Origin of the sequence: Staphylococcus lugdunensis (assembly GCF_001558775.1) — a bacterium.
Classification (GTDB): domain Bacteria; phylum Bacillota; class Bacilli; order Staphylococcales; family Staphylococcaceae; genus Staphylococcus; species Staphylococcus lugdunensis.
Genome location: NZ_CP014022.1, coordinates 1,174,021 through 1,189,670, shown reverse-complemented (window position 1 = coordinate 1,189,670; position 15,650 = coordinate 1,174,021). Strand labels below are relative to the sequence as shown.

The 15,650-nt window shown below is 36.8% G+C and carries 9 protein-coding genes; 5 read left to right on the top strand and 4 right to left on the bottom strand.

What is annotated here, in order from left to right:
* Positions 1-26 precede the first annotated feature (26 nt).
* Positions 27-1,067, bottom strand: coding sequence for a bifunctional threonine ammonia-lyase/L-serine ammonia-lyase TdcB (gene tdcB / locus AL499_RS05640; protein ID WP_002459921.1), 1,041 nt, complete (start codon positions 1,065-1,067; stop codon positions 27-29).
* Positions 1,068-1,162: 95 nt separating this feature from the next.
* Positions 1,163-2,281, bottom strand: a complete 1,119-nt coding sequence (locus tag AL499_RS05635; RefSeq protein ID WP_002479452.1) for an alanine dehydrogenase — start codon at positions 2,279-2,281, stop codon at positions 1,163-1,165.
* A gap of 582 nt (positions 2,282-2,863) precedes the next feature.
* On the opposite strand from AL499_RS05635, the gene AL499_RS05630 reads away from it, so the two are divergent.
* Entirely contained in the window at positions 2,864-3,556 is a 693-nt protein-coding gene (locus tag AL499_RS05630) for an HAD family hydrolase (protein ID WP_002492986.1), read from the top strand.
* A 188-nt stretch (positions 3,557-3,744) separates the two neighbouring features.
* On the opposite strand, the gene AL499_RS05625 is transcribed toward AL499_RS05630, so the two are convergent.
* On the bottom strand, positions 3,745-4,419 hold the full coding sequence (locus AL499_RS05625) for a deoxynucleoside kinase (protein WP_002479451.1): 675 nt from the start codon (positions 4,417-4,419) through the stop codon (positions 3,745-3,747).
* Entirely contained in the window at positions 4,412-5,029 is a 618-nt protein-coding gene (locus AL499_RS05620; RefSeq protein ID WP_002492985.1) for a deoxynucleoside kinase, read from the bottom strand. The genes AL499_RS05625 and AL499_RS05620 overlap by 8 nt, the downstream gene beginning before the upstream one ends.
* A gap of 63 nt (positions 5,030-5,092) precedes the next feature.
* On the opposite strand from AL499_RS05620, the gene tadA reads away from it, so the two are divergent.
* The 4 genes from tadA (at position 5,093) to AL499_RS05600 (ending at position 15,550) form a co-directional block, all read left to right on the top strand.
* Positions 5,093-5,569: a tRNA adenosine(34) deaminase TadA gene (tadA, locus tag AL499_RS05615; RefSeq protein WP_002459916.1), complete on the top strand. Its 477-nt coding sequence runs from the start codon at positions 5,093-5,095 to the stop codon at positions 5,567-5,569.
* A 123-nt stretch (positions 5,570-5,692) separates the two neighbouring features.
* Positions 5,693-6,562, top strand: a complete 870-nt coding sequence (locus AL499_RS05610; RefSeq protein ID WP_002459915.1) for a Cof-type HAD-IIB family hydrolase — start codon at positions 5,693-5,695, stop codon at positions 6,560-6,562.
* 15 nt (positions 6,563-6,577) lie between these two features.
* Entirely contained in the window at positions 6,578-7,144 is a 567-nt protein-coding gene (locus AL499_RS05605; RefSeq protein ID WP_002459914.1) for an NADPH-dependent FMN reductase, read from the top strand.
* Positions 7,145-7,399: 255 nt separating this feature from the next.
* Positions 7,400-15,550 (top strand): Rib/alpha-like domain-containing protein, encoded by an 8,151-nt coding sequence (locus tag AL499_RS05600; protein ID WP_062248882.1) that lies wholly within the window; start codon positions 7,400-7,402, stop codon positions 15,548-15,550.
* Positions 15,551-15,650 lie beyond the last annotated feature (100 nt).

The window sequence follows — 15,650 nt, the reverse complement described above, 5'->3', positions numbered from 1 at the left end:
TGCGACCTCCAATTTACGGGATTGAACTAGCCAACGACACCTTTACTAGTATCTGCAGGTTTTAATAAGTGATCAATAATATTTGATACACGACTTAAGTCAACGTTACCACCAGAAACTAGGGCAACAACATTTTTATCTTTAACCCAGCGAGGGTCTATTTTTCCACTAAGTAATGCGGCTGTTGGTAATGCACCAGCACCTTCAGTAATAATTTTGGTTCGTTGCATAAGTGTTTTCATCGCATTAGAAATTTCTTCTTCAGAAACTAAAATAAATTCATCTACTAATTCTTTTGTTATTTCAAATGTTTTATCACCTGGAATAGCAACTTCTGTGCCATCAGCGATTGTATGATCATTATATTGTGAAACGATTTCACCTTGTTTAATTGATTCAGCCATACCATGAACATTTTCGGATTGTACACCAATAATATGGATAGATGAATTAAATGATTTTAAAGCAGTTGCGACACCAGAAATAAGACCGCCGCCACCAACTGGAACAATCACGGTATCAACATCCCAAATCGCATCTAAGATTTCTAAGCCAATCGTACCTTGACCAGCCATAACTTCTGGATCGTTATAAGGATGTACGATTGTCATTCCTTTTTCTTTTGCCAACTCTTCCATATATAATCGAGAGTCATTAAAGGTTTCACCTTTTAAAATAACTTTGGCACCATAACCACGTGTAGCCTCTTGTTTAGAAATAGGTGCTTCTTCTGGCATAATAACTGTAACATCAACGCCAAGTAATTTCCCTGTTAAAGCTAAACCTTGCGCATGGTTTCCTGCTGATGCTGTAATGATACCTTTAGCTTTTTCTTCATCAGTAAGATGCATAACTTTATTAGCAGCACCTCTATATTTAAAAGAACCTGTAAATTGCATATTTTCTAGTTTTAAATAAACGTTACCACCAGTTGTATTATTACTTAAATACATAGATTGTATAAGAGGAGTTTGTCGAGCAATACCTTTTAATTTCATTTTAGCTTCTTGAATGGTACGTATATCACAGTAACCTGCTGTTTTTATTACTTCACTATTCATCGTCATAGATAAAACATCCTTTAATTTAAGTTATATTTTTGTAAAATTATATTTTGGAACTATGATTTAAATACAATGTGTTAACTAAGTGCTAAAGTACTTTATTTTAAAACAGAAGATAGTTCTTCATAAGTCATATCATGAGAAGTTGCAAGTCCTTGGTTAGTTACATGACCACGATAAATGTTAACGCCTGTTGCTAATACGGCATCATCTTTAATTGCTTGGTCGATACCTTTTTGACTAATTGCCATTAAGTAGTCAATATTACCAGCAGCTAGCACCATAGTAGATGTACGTGGAACAGCGCCTGGTTGGTTTGGCACGGCATAATGAACAACGCCGTCTTCTACATAAACAGGATCACTAATTGTTGTTGGGTGAATACCTTCAACCGTACCACCTTGGTCAATAGCGATATCGATTAATACTGAACCGGTTTTCATTGATTTAACCATGTCACGAGTAACTAATTTTGGTGGTTTTTGACCAGGTAATAAGATTGTTGAAATAAAGACATCAGCTGTTTTAATATGTTCAGCTAAATTTTCTTGTGTTGATTTAACAACGGTAACTTTATCATCTTTGAAATGTTGTTCTAACCATTCAATTCTTTCGTCTTTAAGCTCGATAATTGTAACTTCTGCTTGTAGTCCTAAAGCGATTGTAGCAGCGTTTACTGCAGCTGATCCTCCACCGAAAATAACAACTCTACCTGATGGAATACCTGAAATTGCATCTATACCAGAAATGAGAATACCTTCACCTTGATGTTGAGCTTCTAAATAATAAGCACCCATTAACATAGAACGGCGACCAGCAATTGCGCTCATAGGTGCAAGTAAAGGTGCAGCACCATCTTTTTCTATTGTTTCGCCACCAATAGCTGTGACACCTGCTTTTTGCATAGCCTCTACCGTTTCTTTAGATGATGCAAGATGTTGGAAGCCCCAGATGACTTGTCCTTCTTTGAAAAATTTAAATTCTTTTGCATCAGGTTCTTTAACTTTGACAATCAAGTCTGCTGTCCAACATTCTTCATGCGTAACGATTGTTGCACCAGCAGCTTCATATGCATCATCATAAAAGCCTGAGCCTACACCTGCATCATGCTCAACCATCACTTGATTACCAGCTTTTACTAATTTTTCAGCATTTTCTGGTGTACAAGCGACACGACCTTCTCCGGGTTTAAGTTCTTTTACAATTCCAATTTTCACTATTAAAACGCTCCTTTGTGATTTTTTTCACAAAAAATATACATCGCGAGAGCACCATTTGTCAAACGCTTTCATATATAGTAATTTTACATTAAACATGCCCGATTCCTTGATACACATAGGTATAAATACATTTTAGTTCGTGAAAATTCTTTTAAATAAGAAAATTATGAATCTTTGATATTTTGAGATTAATTGTAATTTTAAACTAAAAATAAATTTGAACTTAGAATTTTTTGAGATGAAATAAAAAGTAATCCGCAGTGATATGATATTTTTTATTTTATAACTATTTCAATTAGATTTATTTTTTAATTAAGTAAAATTCGGAAATTTTGTAAAAAGGTAGCTAAATCGTTACGTGGAATAGAGGGATTCCTACAATACAAAAGGGTATCGTGATTCATAAAGAGATGGTTGACTAGGTTGAATTTTTACAGCGTTGAATAGTTAAGATGATTACGAGGAAGTCCAAAGATTTTGTAACTTAATAAAATAGCATATTTTTGTTGTGAGCCTCATATTTATATTACAATAGACATAAACTTAGATAAATAACATATTGGGAGCGTGTCTCATTATATGGAATGGATATTATTTGACAAAGATGGTACGTTAATTGAATTTGATAAAAGTTGGGAAAAAATTGGGTTGCGATTGGTGGATCAGTTTTTAGAAACTTTCCCAGTAGCACATAAAGAAACAGCGCATCGTCAATTGGGTATTATAGATGATGCTATTGTTCCCAGTTCGGTTATGGGTTCAGGTTCATTAGATGAAATCATAACGGCATTTGGTAATCTTGCTGGACAAGATGTTTCTAAATGGACACGTACGGCAAGCCAAAGTTTAATAGATGAACGTCAACCTGAACATAACTGGATTACTGGTGTTTATGAGACAATTCAGCAGTTGCGTGTTAAAGGGTATAAAATTGGTATTGTAACGAGTGATACGAAAAAGGGAACGCTACAGTTTTTAGAAGAGACAAACTCAAGTGAACTGTTTGATTTAGTTATTTCTACGGAAACGCATGCAGCAGAAAAACCAGACCCAAAAGTGTTAGCACCGTTATTTGAAGCTTTTGATGTGAAACCAGAAGCGGTTACAATCATAGGAGACACAAATAATGATATGAAGACTGCTACCAATGCACATTTGGGCTTAGCAATTGGTGTGTTATCTGGCATAGCTACACGAGAAGAATTAACTAACGCAGATGTAATTGTGGAGGATGCATCACAAGTTTTTGATATTATAGAAAAACATCTATAAAGAAAATTTGGGGCATCATTATGTTTTAGGCTATGAACTTTATATTGGTGGTAGTTGACTGGATTGAAAATACGCTGATACCAAGCTATTTTCAATCCTAGTCAATCTTGCCAGGACGGGACTACGAATTCGTAGTTCTGCTCCCTATTTTTCTAGGAATTTTATCCCAGGCTGTTCACTTTGTTTGCTTAATTCGTCCAATGTCTAGTATCTACTTGACGATGCGTTTGAATAACATGTGCAATTTTTTCAATAATAGGATTTAATGAATCTGGATTTTCATGAATATCATAGTCATTAATATTGACTCGGATTACAGGACAAGCATTGAAATTATTAATCCAATCTTCATAACGTTTAAATAATTTTTTCCAATAATCAGGTTCTGTGTTGATTTCCATATCACGTCCACGTTGTTTAATGCGTTCAATGACTTCGTCATAGTTACACTCTAAATAAATTAAAACGTCTGGTTTAGGAAAATAAGGTGTCATGACCATGGCATTAAATAGTTCGGAATAAGTTTGGAAATCTTCAGGACTCATTGTTCCTTGTTCTTGATGCATTTTAGCGAAGATATCAACATCTTCATAAATAGAGCGGTCTTGTATAAACCCACCGCCATATTCAAACATGCGTTTTTGTTCTTTAAAGCGTTCAGCTAAAAAATAGATTTGTAGGTGAAAACTCCAACGTTCAAAGTCATCATAAAATTTATCAAGATACGGATTTTGGTCGACATTTTCAAAGGACGTTTTAAAATTGAGTTTATCTGCTAGTGCCCGTGTCAGTGTGGATTTACCAACACCCACTGTACCAGCAATTGTTATAACAGCGTCTCGAGGAATAAGTGTCTTAGTCATTTGTCAATTCTCCTAGCAAAGGTTTAATTTGAGTTAATATATCAGCATAATCTTCAGGGTTATGTACAAAATCGATATGTGTCGTATCAATTTGAATAACGCGAGCACCCTGTGCTTTTAGCGTTTCATAAAAGTGGTGGTATTCTTGTTGCAATGTCAATAAGTAATCATCTTCTATATGAGATTCAAAGCTGCGTTGTCTTTGCGCAATTCGTTGTTTCAATACACTTAGCTCAGCATCAAGAAAGATAATCATATTGGGTAATACTAAATCTTCAGTAATAATGTCGTAAATACGTTCAAATTTATCGAATTCACTAGCGTTGAGCGTATTACGGGCAAAGATTTTATTTTTATAAATATGATAATCACTGACAACACCATGTTGTAATGTTTTAAGATCATTTAATTGTTTATATCGGTTACATAAGAAGAACATTTCAGTTTGAAAGCTCCACTTACTAATATCTTCATAGAAATCTGATAAAAATGGATTTTCATCAACGATTTCTTTTTCTTCATAATAATCAAGTGTTTGGCTTAATTGATGAGCCAAAGACGATTTACCAACGCCGATTGGCCCCTCAATCGCAATAAAAGGTTTGTTCATAATCACTTCTCCAAATGTTAAAATAGATATTGAATATTGTATCATAAGTGAGGTAGCAGACATATGAGAAACGATGAATATTACATGAAAATAGCTATAGCAGAGGCTCGAAAAGCTGAGGCTATTGGAGAAGTTCCCATTGGCGCCGTGATAGTTAAAGACACACAAGTGATTGCACGTGCACATAACTTACGTGAAACCTCACAACAGCCTACTGCACATGCAGAACATATTGCAATTGAACGCGCCTCGGAAGTATTAGGTAGTTGGCGTTTAGAAGCGTGCACGCTCTATGTCACTTTAGAACCATGCGTGATGTGTGCAGGTGCGATTGTGATGAGTCGTATACCTCGAGTAGTCTACGGTGCGATTGATCCTAAAGGCGGCTGTAGTGGTAGTTTGATGAATTTATTAGAACAACCACAATTTAATCATCAAGCTATTGTCAAAACGGGTGTACTTGAACAAGAATGTGGTCAATTGTTGCGATCATTTTTTCAACGGCTTAGAGAAAAAAAGAGAAGACAATTCAAGTCATAATACAAAGTGTGTGAAGTTTGTTAGAATAAGAAGGGTAAGAGATACTTACAATTTTTGGACATCATTTTATAGTATATAAAACATAAATTAACTTAACTACAAAAAATGAAATGAGGTTAATGAATGATAAAGTTAATAGCTACAGACATGGATGGCACACTACTAAATGCTGCTCATGAAGTTTCTGAAGAAAATATTAAAGCAATTAAATATGCGCAACAACAAGGTGTAACTGTGGTGATTGCTACAGGCCGAGCTTTCTATGAGGCAAGTACACCAATTGCGGAAACCGATTTATGTGTACCATTTATTTGTTTAAATGGTGCAGAAGTACGAGATGAGACATTTAACATTTTGCATACATCCCATCTTAATCATGAGTTAACACAGCGCATTCAGAATGTGTTAAAAGATCACGATACGTATTATCAAATCTACACCAATAGAGGGATTTATACAGAAAATCCAGATAAAGATTTAGAAATATACATGGATATAGCTAAGCATGCGGGTCAACAAGGTGATATCGATAAGATTAGAGCGGGAATTCAAAAACGCATCGATAATGGTACGCTTAACATTGTTAAAAATTATGATGATATCGAAGAAATTCCAGGCGAGATTATTATGAAAATATTAGCATTTAATCCAGACCTAGAAAAATTAACTAAGATAGAACAATTATTAGCACAATCACCAAATTTAGCAGTTTCATCATCAGCAAGAGGCAATTTAGAAATTACGCACTCTGATGCACAAAAAGGTATCGCATTAGAAACGATTGCTGAACAGTTACGTATAGATTTAGCAGATGTTATGGCAATTGGTGATAATTTAAATGACATGTCAATGCTAGAACGTGTAGGGTATCCAGTAGCGATGGCTAATGCCACACAAGCAGTGAAAGATGCGGCAGTATATGTAACAGACACCAATGAACAAAGTGGTGTAGGTAAAGCCATAATGAAATTATTGCAAAGCGAAAATAAATAAGGAGTGTTTTTTAGAATGAAAGGATTAATTATTGTGGGTAGTGCACGTGTCAATTCTCATACGAATGCACTGGCAAAATACTTACAACAGCTTTTTGATAATCACCAGGTAGAATGCGAAATCTTTGATTTAGCAGAAAAGCCATTACATCAATTAGACTTTTCAGGAACAACACAAGCTGCTAACACAATCAAAGAAAATGCTAAAGTGTTACAAGAAAAAGCTATGGCAGCAGATTTTATGATTCTAGGCACACCAACGTATCATGGTTCCTATTCTGGTATTTTAAAAAACGCGTTAGATTTCTTGAATATGGATCACTTCAAAATGAAGCCAATTGGATTAATAGGCAATAGTGGTGGCATTTTAACATCAGAACCATTATCTCATCTACGTTTAATTGTACGCAGTTTACTAGGTATTGCAGTGCCAACACAAATTGCAACACACGATCATGATTATGGAACAGCAGCTGATGGTACATACTATTTACAAGATGATGAATTCCAATTACGTGCTAAATTATTTGTTGATCAAATTGTATCATTTGCTAACAATAGCCCATACGAACATTTAAAATAATAAGACAAAACATTTCAGTTTTGATACGCACCCCAAAAGTTAGATTTAATTTCTAATTTTTAGGGGTGTGTTTTTATATTGTAATGGTTGTTTTAGAAGACTTGAACAGTTTTATATAGATTGGTTAACAACAGTATACTATATTAATTAAAAATTAAATAAAAATATTCTATTATGTATTGTTTGGCATATATTTGGGTGATAATATAATTAATAGAGTGACTTTTAGACTTAAACAACAAGGAGTGATCATCAATGAAGTCCAAATCAAACAAGAATTTAGGTTTGAGTCCGATAAAACAAAATAAATACTCAATTCGTAAATTCAAATTAGGTGCAGCGAGTGTGACCGTAGCATCTTTATTAATCTTTGGTACGGCAGGCGTTGCTAAAGCAGCTGAAGTACATGGTGCTGATAAAGCTCAACAAGCTGAACATGTTGCTAATGTAGCTAAATCAGACACAGCTAAAGCAACAGAAGCACCACCGGCAGCAAGTACACAACAAAATGAAGTGAAAACTTCTGAAGCACCAAACACTGCTAAAGCTGTTACTGATAAAGAAGCAATAACACCAACAGCCGCACCGAAAGAAGACAAAGTTGTAAGCGATAAAGCAACAACGCAAGACAAAAAAGAAACACGTGGATACAAAGCGAATAATACAGAACCACAAAAAGGAACTAACGCTATCGCTAATACCGGTAAACACGATCCACGTAATGGACAAGCAATTCCAGGATATGGCACAAGTAGCTTCCGTGATGGAGGAAATACGGTGTCTATTGATGGTGGGAAAATTACAGCTAGTGGACATGTAAATGTTGACGACCGTGTCAATACGACAACTGGTATCAGCTATGACTATACGCTTAATTTTAAAGAAGGTGTTTTTCATGAAGGCGACACATTTAAAATAGGTATTAAAGAATTAGGTGAAGATACACGTTTACCTAAAGAATTAAAAGCAGATGATGGCACTACTTTTGCAATCCGTGATTCATACAAAAGCTTATATAACAACCCTAATACGAATCAAATACCATTCTTCTCTCAACGTAACCCAGGTACAATCGACGAAAAACGCTCTTGGCATTTACAAAGTAGAGGTACATTTTTAGAAGGTGTTTATAAATTTACAAAAGAAGTAGAAAAATTAAAAAATCTACACTTTTCATTTAGTAATAAAGATGGATTACGATTCCCAGAAGTAACTAAAGATAAAAGAGTGACAGGTGCAATTTTAGTTAATGATCAAGTGATAGCATCTAAAGATTATACAGTGGTCGGACAAGCAATTTCACCGGCACCAGTTAATTTAAACAAAGCTGTTATAGATACTAGTGGTGACATTAACATTGACAAAGATGGCACCGTTAAAAGTAAATGGGAAAATTTACGTTTAAATACTAATGGTAAAACATTTACAACAAATACAACGTTTACAGTGACATTACCAGATACAGGTATGAACTCATTTGAAAAGGTTGGAGATTTTAATGAAACAGGCGTTATGATTGTAGAGGTAGCAAGCAATGCTTCCAATTCAGTAGCCAATGAAAATGATGTTGTATTAAAAGCACCTAAAGAGGATCCATCACGAATTGCTAAAGTTCGTGTAGAAAGTGTTCAACCTAATAAGTTAGTATTTAAACTTGTTTCTGGTCAGTTAGATCCAAACAAGGTATATGTTTTTCTACTTAAAAATATGGGTGTAGAACGAAAAGTTAACAGCACAACGTTGAACTATTTAAGCCCTGACAAATCTTCAATTAGTGAGCAGGGAGCAACATTTGAAGTTACAAAAGATGGACAAAGATTGACAGACACATACACTACAACTGCAGGAGTAAACTGGAATGTAGTTGGTGATCGTACTAAACTTAATACTGGAGCTAGTCTTGCATTCTATGATGTTACATCAAGATATATTGACGGCAGTGGCAACCTATTAATTTCAGCTGATCCAGCTGTTGAACATGGTTTAGCATCTGTGGATGAGTTTAATACACATAATCCACAACCAAACTTTAATGAAGCTCAAGTTGGTAATCCAGATAATAGTCATGCAACAATTACGACTACAAACGGTTCAAATAAAAAAATCACAGATATTACGCCACCTTATCTTATTAAAAAAGATGGTAAATATTATGTGTTTAACCAATATTTAACAAAAAGTAATTATTATCAAAACACAAGAACTTCTGGTACAATCGAACATTCTCCAGTGAACGTTGTAGCACAATATGCGAATGCAAAATTCGGTACAGTATCAGTAGGTTATGAAATTAAAGACTCAAATGAAAAACTAAAAGCTGATGAAGTCATTCGTGATGGTTCTGCTCAATTAACTAACATCGTAGGTAATCAATACACAGTTCCAAGTGATAAAGTGCCAAATACGATTGAAAAAGACGGTATCCTTTATGTATTAAGTAAAGTTCCTGCTGATGCACCTTCAAATGCAACAGGTCAAATCGCAGAAACACCGACACGTGTAGTTTATAAGTACACTAATGCATATGTATCTGTAACACCAGAAAATCCTGGTCATCCAGGTCAACCGATTGACCCAAATAACCCTAGTATCGTTTGGCCACGTTACACAGATTTAGCATCATTAACAAAATCAGTCACTCGAACAATTAAATATGTAGATGCTGAAAATACAAGTAAAGTGTTACATGCACCAGTTATTCAAACAGTTAAATTTACGCGCACACCAATTGTTAACGTAGTAAATGGTCGCATTGTTGGCTATGATGAAGACGGCAATGGCACAATTGATACGACATCAGCTGAGAATGCTTGGGTTCCAGAAAATTCAGGAGCTACAACTTGGCCTGAACAAACTTCACCAAAAGCAAATGAGTTAACTGAACAAGGTTATCATGAAACAACGACACCTTCAGTGGCAGCAGTAAGTGTTAATGCCTCTACAATCTCAACAGAAGTATTAGTTAAATATCAACGTCAAGACAAAGAAAAATATGAACCAACGCCTGGTCAAATTAATCATGATTATGGTACGCCGACAACAGCAGATGAAGTTAAAAATTCAGTTAAAGTGCCGGGTTATCCTACAAGTGTTGGTACACCAACAATAACAGTAGATAATCCAAATCAAATACCAAATGGTCAAACACCAGGTACAGTAGTTATTCCAGTAACTGTAACGTACCCAGACGGTTCAAAAGATAAAACCACAGTTACTGTTGTAACAGGAAACCCTTTAAAAGATGCTTATGAACCATCTACTAAACCAATAAACAAACCATTTGGTACGCCAACAACAGCGGACGAAGTTAAAAAAGCAGTAACAGTACCAGATTACCCAAGTTCAAAAGGTACACCAGAAGTCACAATTGATGACCAAAGTAAAATACCAAATGGTCAAACACCGGGTACATATACAGTGCCGGTAACAGTGACATATCCAGATGGCTCAAAAGATCATGCCAATGTTACTGTTAATGTTGGAAACCCTGAAAATAGTACGTACGAACCACATGTTACACCAATAAACAAACCATTTGGTACGCCAACAACAGCGGACGAAGTTAAAAAAGCAGTGACAGTACCAGATTACCCAAGTTCAAAAGGTACACCAGAAGTCACAATTGATGACCAAAGTAAAATACCAAATGGTCAAACCCCAGGTACACACAATGTACCAGTGACAGTGACATATCCAGATGGCTCGAAAGATCATGTGAATGTTCCTGTTAATGTTGGTGATCCAGATAGCAGTAGACACGAACCAAAAGTAACACCAATCACAAAAGACTTTGGTACACCAACAACAGCGGATGATGTAACTAAAGCAGTAATCGTGCCAGATTATCCAAGCTCAAAAGGCACACCAACAGTAACAGTAGACAATCCAAGCACATTGCCAAATGGTCAAACGCCTGGAACGTACACAGTACCAGCAACGGTAATATACCCAGATGGATCAAAAGATCATGTGAATGTACCGGTAACAGTGAAAGAACAACCAGACAAAGACAAATATGAACCGAAAGTAACACCAATCACAAAAGGGTTTGGTACACCAACAACAGCGGATGAAGTTAAAAAAGCAGTAACAGTACCAGATTACCCAAGTTCAAAAGGCACACCAACAGTAACAGTAGATAATCCAAGCACATTACCAAATGGTCAAACCCCAGGTACGCATAATGTGCCAGTGACGGTGACATATCCAGATGGCACAAAAGACCATGTGAATGTACCGGTAACGGTTGGTGATCCTGATAGTAGTAGACATGAACCGAAAGTGACGCCAGTCACAAAAGATTTTGGCACACCAACAACAACTGATGACGTAACCAAAGCGGTAACCGTACCAGATTATCCAAGTTCAAAAGGTACATCAGTAGTAACAGTAGATAATCCAAGCACATTACCAAATGGTCAAACGCCTGGCACATATACAGTACCAGCAACGGTGACATACCCAGATGGATCAAAAGATCATGTGAATGTACCGGTAACAGTGAAAGAACAACCAGATAAAGACAAATATGAACCAAAAGTAACACCAATCACAAAAGACTTTGGTACACCGACAACAGCGGATGAAGTCAAAAAAGCGGTAACCGTACCAGATTATCCAAGTTCAAAAGGTACACCAGTAGTAACAGTAGATAATCCAAACACATTACCAGATGGTCAAACCCCAGGTACACACAATGTACCAGTGACAGTGACATATCCAGATGGCACAAAAGACCATGTGGATGTGCCAGTAACAGTGAAAGAACAACCAGACAAAGATAAATACGAACCAAAAGTGACGCCAGTCACAAAAGATTTTGGTACACCGACAACAGCGGATGAAGTCAAAAAAGCAGTGACTGTTCCGGATTATCCAAGTTCAAAAGGCACACCAGTAGTAACAGTAGATAATCCAAGCACATTACCAAATGGTCAAACGCCTGGAACGTTTACAGTACCGGCAACGGTAACATATCCAGATGGCACAAAAGACCATGTGGATGTGCCAGTAACAGTGAAAGAACAACCAGATAAAGACAAATATGAACCAACTACTAAACCAATTACTAAATCATTTGGTACGCCAACGACAGCAGATGAAGTCCAAAAAGCAGTAACGGTACCAGGTTTCCCAAGCTCGAAAGGTACACCAGTAGTAACAGTAGATAATCCAAGCACATTGCCAAATGGTCAAACACCGGGCACATATACAGTGCCGGTAACAGTAACATATCCAGATGGTACAAAAGACCATACCAATGTTACTGTTAATGTTGGCGATCCAGATAGCGGAAAATATGAACCGAAAGTGACACCAATCACAAAAGATTTTGGTACACCGACAACAACGGATGACGTAACAAAAGCAGTGACCGTGCCAAACTATCCAAGTGATAAACCAGCACCAAAAGTAAGTGTAGATGATCCAAGTACATTACCGAACGGTAAAACACCAGGAGAATACACAGTACCAGTGACAGTGACATATCCAGATGGCACAAAAGATCATGTCAATGTACCTGTAAAAGTTGGAAATCCAGATAGTAGTAAATATGAACCAAAAGTAACGCCAATCACAAAAGACTTTGGTACACCGACAACAGCGGATGAAGTCAAAAAAGCAGTGACTGTTCCGGATTATCCAAGTTCAAAAGGCACACCTGTAGTAACAATAGACAATGCAAGCACATTACCAAATGGTCAAACGCCTGGAACGTTTACAGTACCGGCAACGGTAACATATCCAGATGGTTCTAAAACCCATGTTGATGTTCCTGTAACAGTGAAAGAACAACCAGACAAAGATAAATATGAACCGAAAGTAACACCAGTCACAAAAGATTTTGGTACACCAACAACAGCGGATGACGTAACCAAAGCAGTAACAGTACCAGATTACCCAAGTTCAAAAGGCACACCAACAGTAACAGTAGACAATCCAAGCACATTACCAAATGGTCAAACGCCTGGAACGTTTACAGTACCGGCAACGGTAACATATCCAGATGGTTCTAAAACCCATGTTGATGTTCCTGTAACAGTGAAAGAACAACCAGACAAAGATAAATATGAACCGAAAGTAACACCAGTCACAAAAGATTTTGGTACACCGACAACAGCGGATGAAGTCAAAAAAGCAGTAACCGTGCCAGATTATCCAAGTTCAAAAGGAACGCCAATAGTAACAGTAGATAATCCAAGTACATTACCGAACGGTAGAACACCAGGAGAATACACAGTACCAGTAACAGTGACATATCCAGATGGTACAAAAGATCATGTAAATGTACCAGTTAAAGTTGGTGATCCAGATAGCGGAAAATATGAACCGAAAGTAACACCAATTACAAAAGACTTTGGTACACCAACAACAGCAGATGATGTAACCAAAGCAGTGACTGTTCCGGATTATCCAAGCTCAAAAGGCACACCAAAAGTAAGTGTAGATAATCCAAGTACATTACCGAATGGTCAAACACCGGACACATACACAGTACCAGTAACAGTGACATACCCAGATGGATCAAAAGATCATGTGAATGTACCGGTAACAGTGAAAGAACAACCAGACAAGGATAAATACGAACCAAAAGTAACACCGGTCACAAAAGACTTTGGCACACCAACAACAGCAGATGATGTAACCAAAGCAGTGACTGTTCCGGATTATCCAAGCTCAAAAGGCACACCAAAAGTAAGTGTAGATAATCCAAGTACATTACCGAATGGTCAAACACCGGGCACATACACAGTACCAGTAACAGTGACATACCCAGATGGTACAAAAGACCATGTGGATGTACCAGTAACAGTAAAAGAACAACCAGACAAAGATAAATATGAACCATCTACTAAGGCAATTACTAAACCATTTGGTACGCCAACGACAGCAGACGAAGTTAAAAAAGCAGTGACAGTACCAAATTATCCAAGCAATAAACCAACACCAGAAGTAAGTGTAGATGATTCAAGTAAAATACCAGATGGAAATACTACAGGTACATTTACCGTGCCAGTAACAGTGACATATCCAGATGGTTCTAAGACCCATGTGGATGTGCCAGTAACAGTGAAAGAACAACCAGACAAAGATAAATATGAACCATCTACTAAGGCAATTACTAAACCATTTGGTACGCCAACGACAGCAGATGAAGTTAAAAAAGCAGTGACAGTACCAAATTATCCAAGTGATAAACCAGCACCAAAAGTAAGTGTAGATGATCCAAGTACATTACCGAACGGTAAAACACCAGGAGAATACACAGTACCAGTGACCGTGACATACCCAGACGGATCAAAAGACCATGTAAATGTTACAGTTAAAGTTGGTGATCCGGATAGCGGAAAATATGAACCAAAAGTAACACCAATCACAAAAGATTTTGGTACACCAACAACAGCGGATGACGTAACTAAAGCAGTGACAGTACCAAATTATCCAAGTGATAAACCAGCACCAAAAGTAAGTGTAGATGATCCAAGTACATTACCGAACGGTAAGACACCTGGCACATACACAGTACCAGTGACCGTGACATACCCAGACGGATCAAAAGATCATGTGAATGTTACAGTTAAAGTTGGTGATCCGGATAGTGGAAAATATGAACCAAAAGTAACGCCAATCACAAAAGACTTTGGCACACCAACAACAACTGATGATGTAACCAAAGCGGTCACAGTACCAAACTATCCAAGCGATAAACCAGCACCAAAAGTAAGTGTAGATGATCCAAGTACATTACCGAACGGTAAGACACCTGGCACATATACAATACCAGTGACCGTAACATATCCAGACGGATCAAAAGATCATGTAAATGTCACAGTTAAAGTAGGCGATCCAGATAGCGGAAAATATGAACCAAAAGTAACACCAATCACAAAAGATTTTGGCACACCAACAACAGCGGATGATGTAATCAAAGCAGTAACCGTGCCAAACTATCCAAGTGATAAACCAGCACCAAAAGTAAATGTAGATAATCCAAGTACATTGCCAAACGGTAAAACACCAGGTACTGTATATGTACCAGTAACAGTGACATATCCAGATGGATCAAAAGATCATGTAACAGTTTCTGTAACTACTAGACCAAATAAACCATCTGAATCAGTACAACCAGTTCAACCAAATGAACCAGTTCAACCAGCTAAAGACGCAACACCTTTAGTCGATGGAAATCATGTAACTGTTGATACGCAAAATCATGCAAAAACAGCTACTAACCAATCAACTCTAGATAATAAACATCAAGCACCAGCTAAAGCTTCTGAACAGAAATCTTTACCTGATACAGGTCAAAAAGAAACTACAAATACAACATTATTCGCTGGCTTGTTCGCAGCATTAGCTACAGCTATGTTTGTATCTAGAAAACGTCGTAAAGACAACAAATAATAGTCAGTATATTAGTATTTAATGTTTAATATAATGACATTTAATTGGCCTAGCGAGGAGACAAATTATTCCTCGTTAGGCCTTTTTTAATACAAAATTT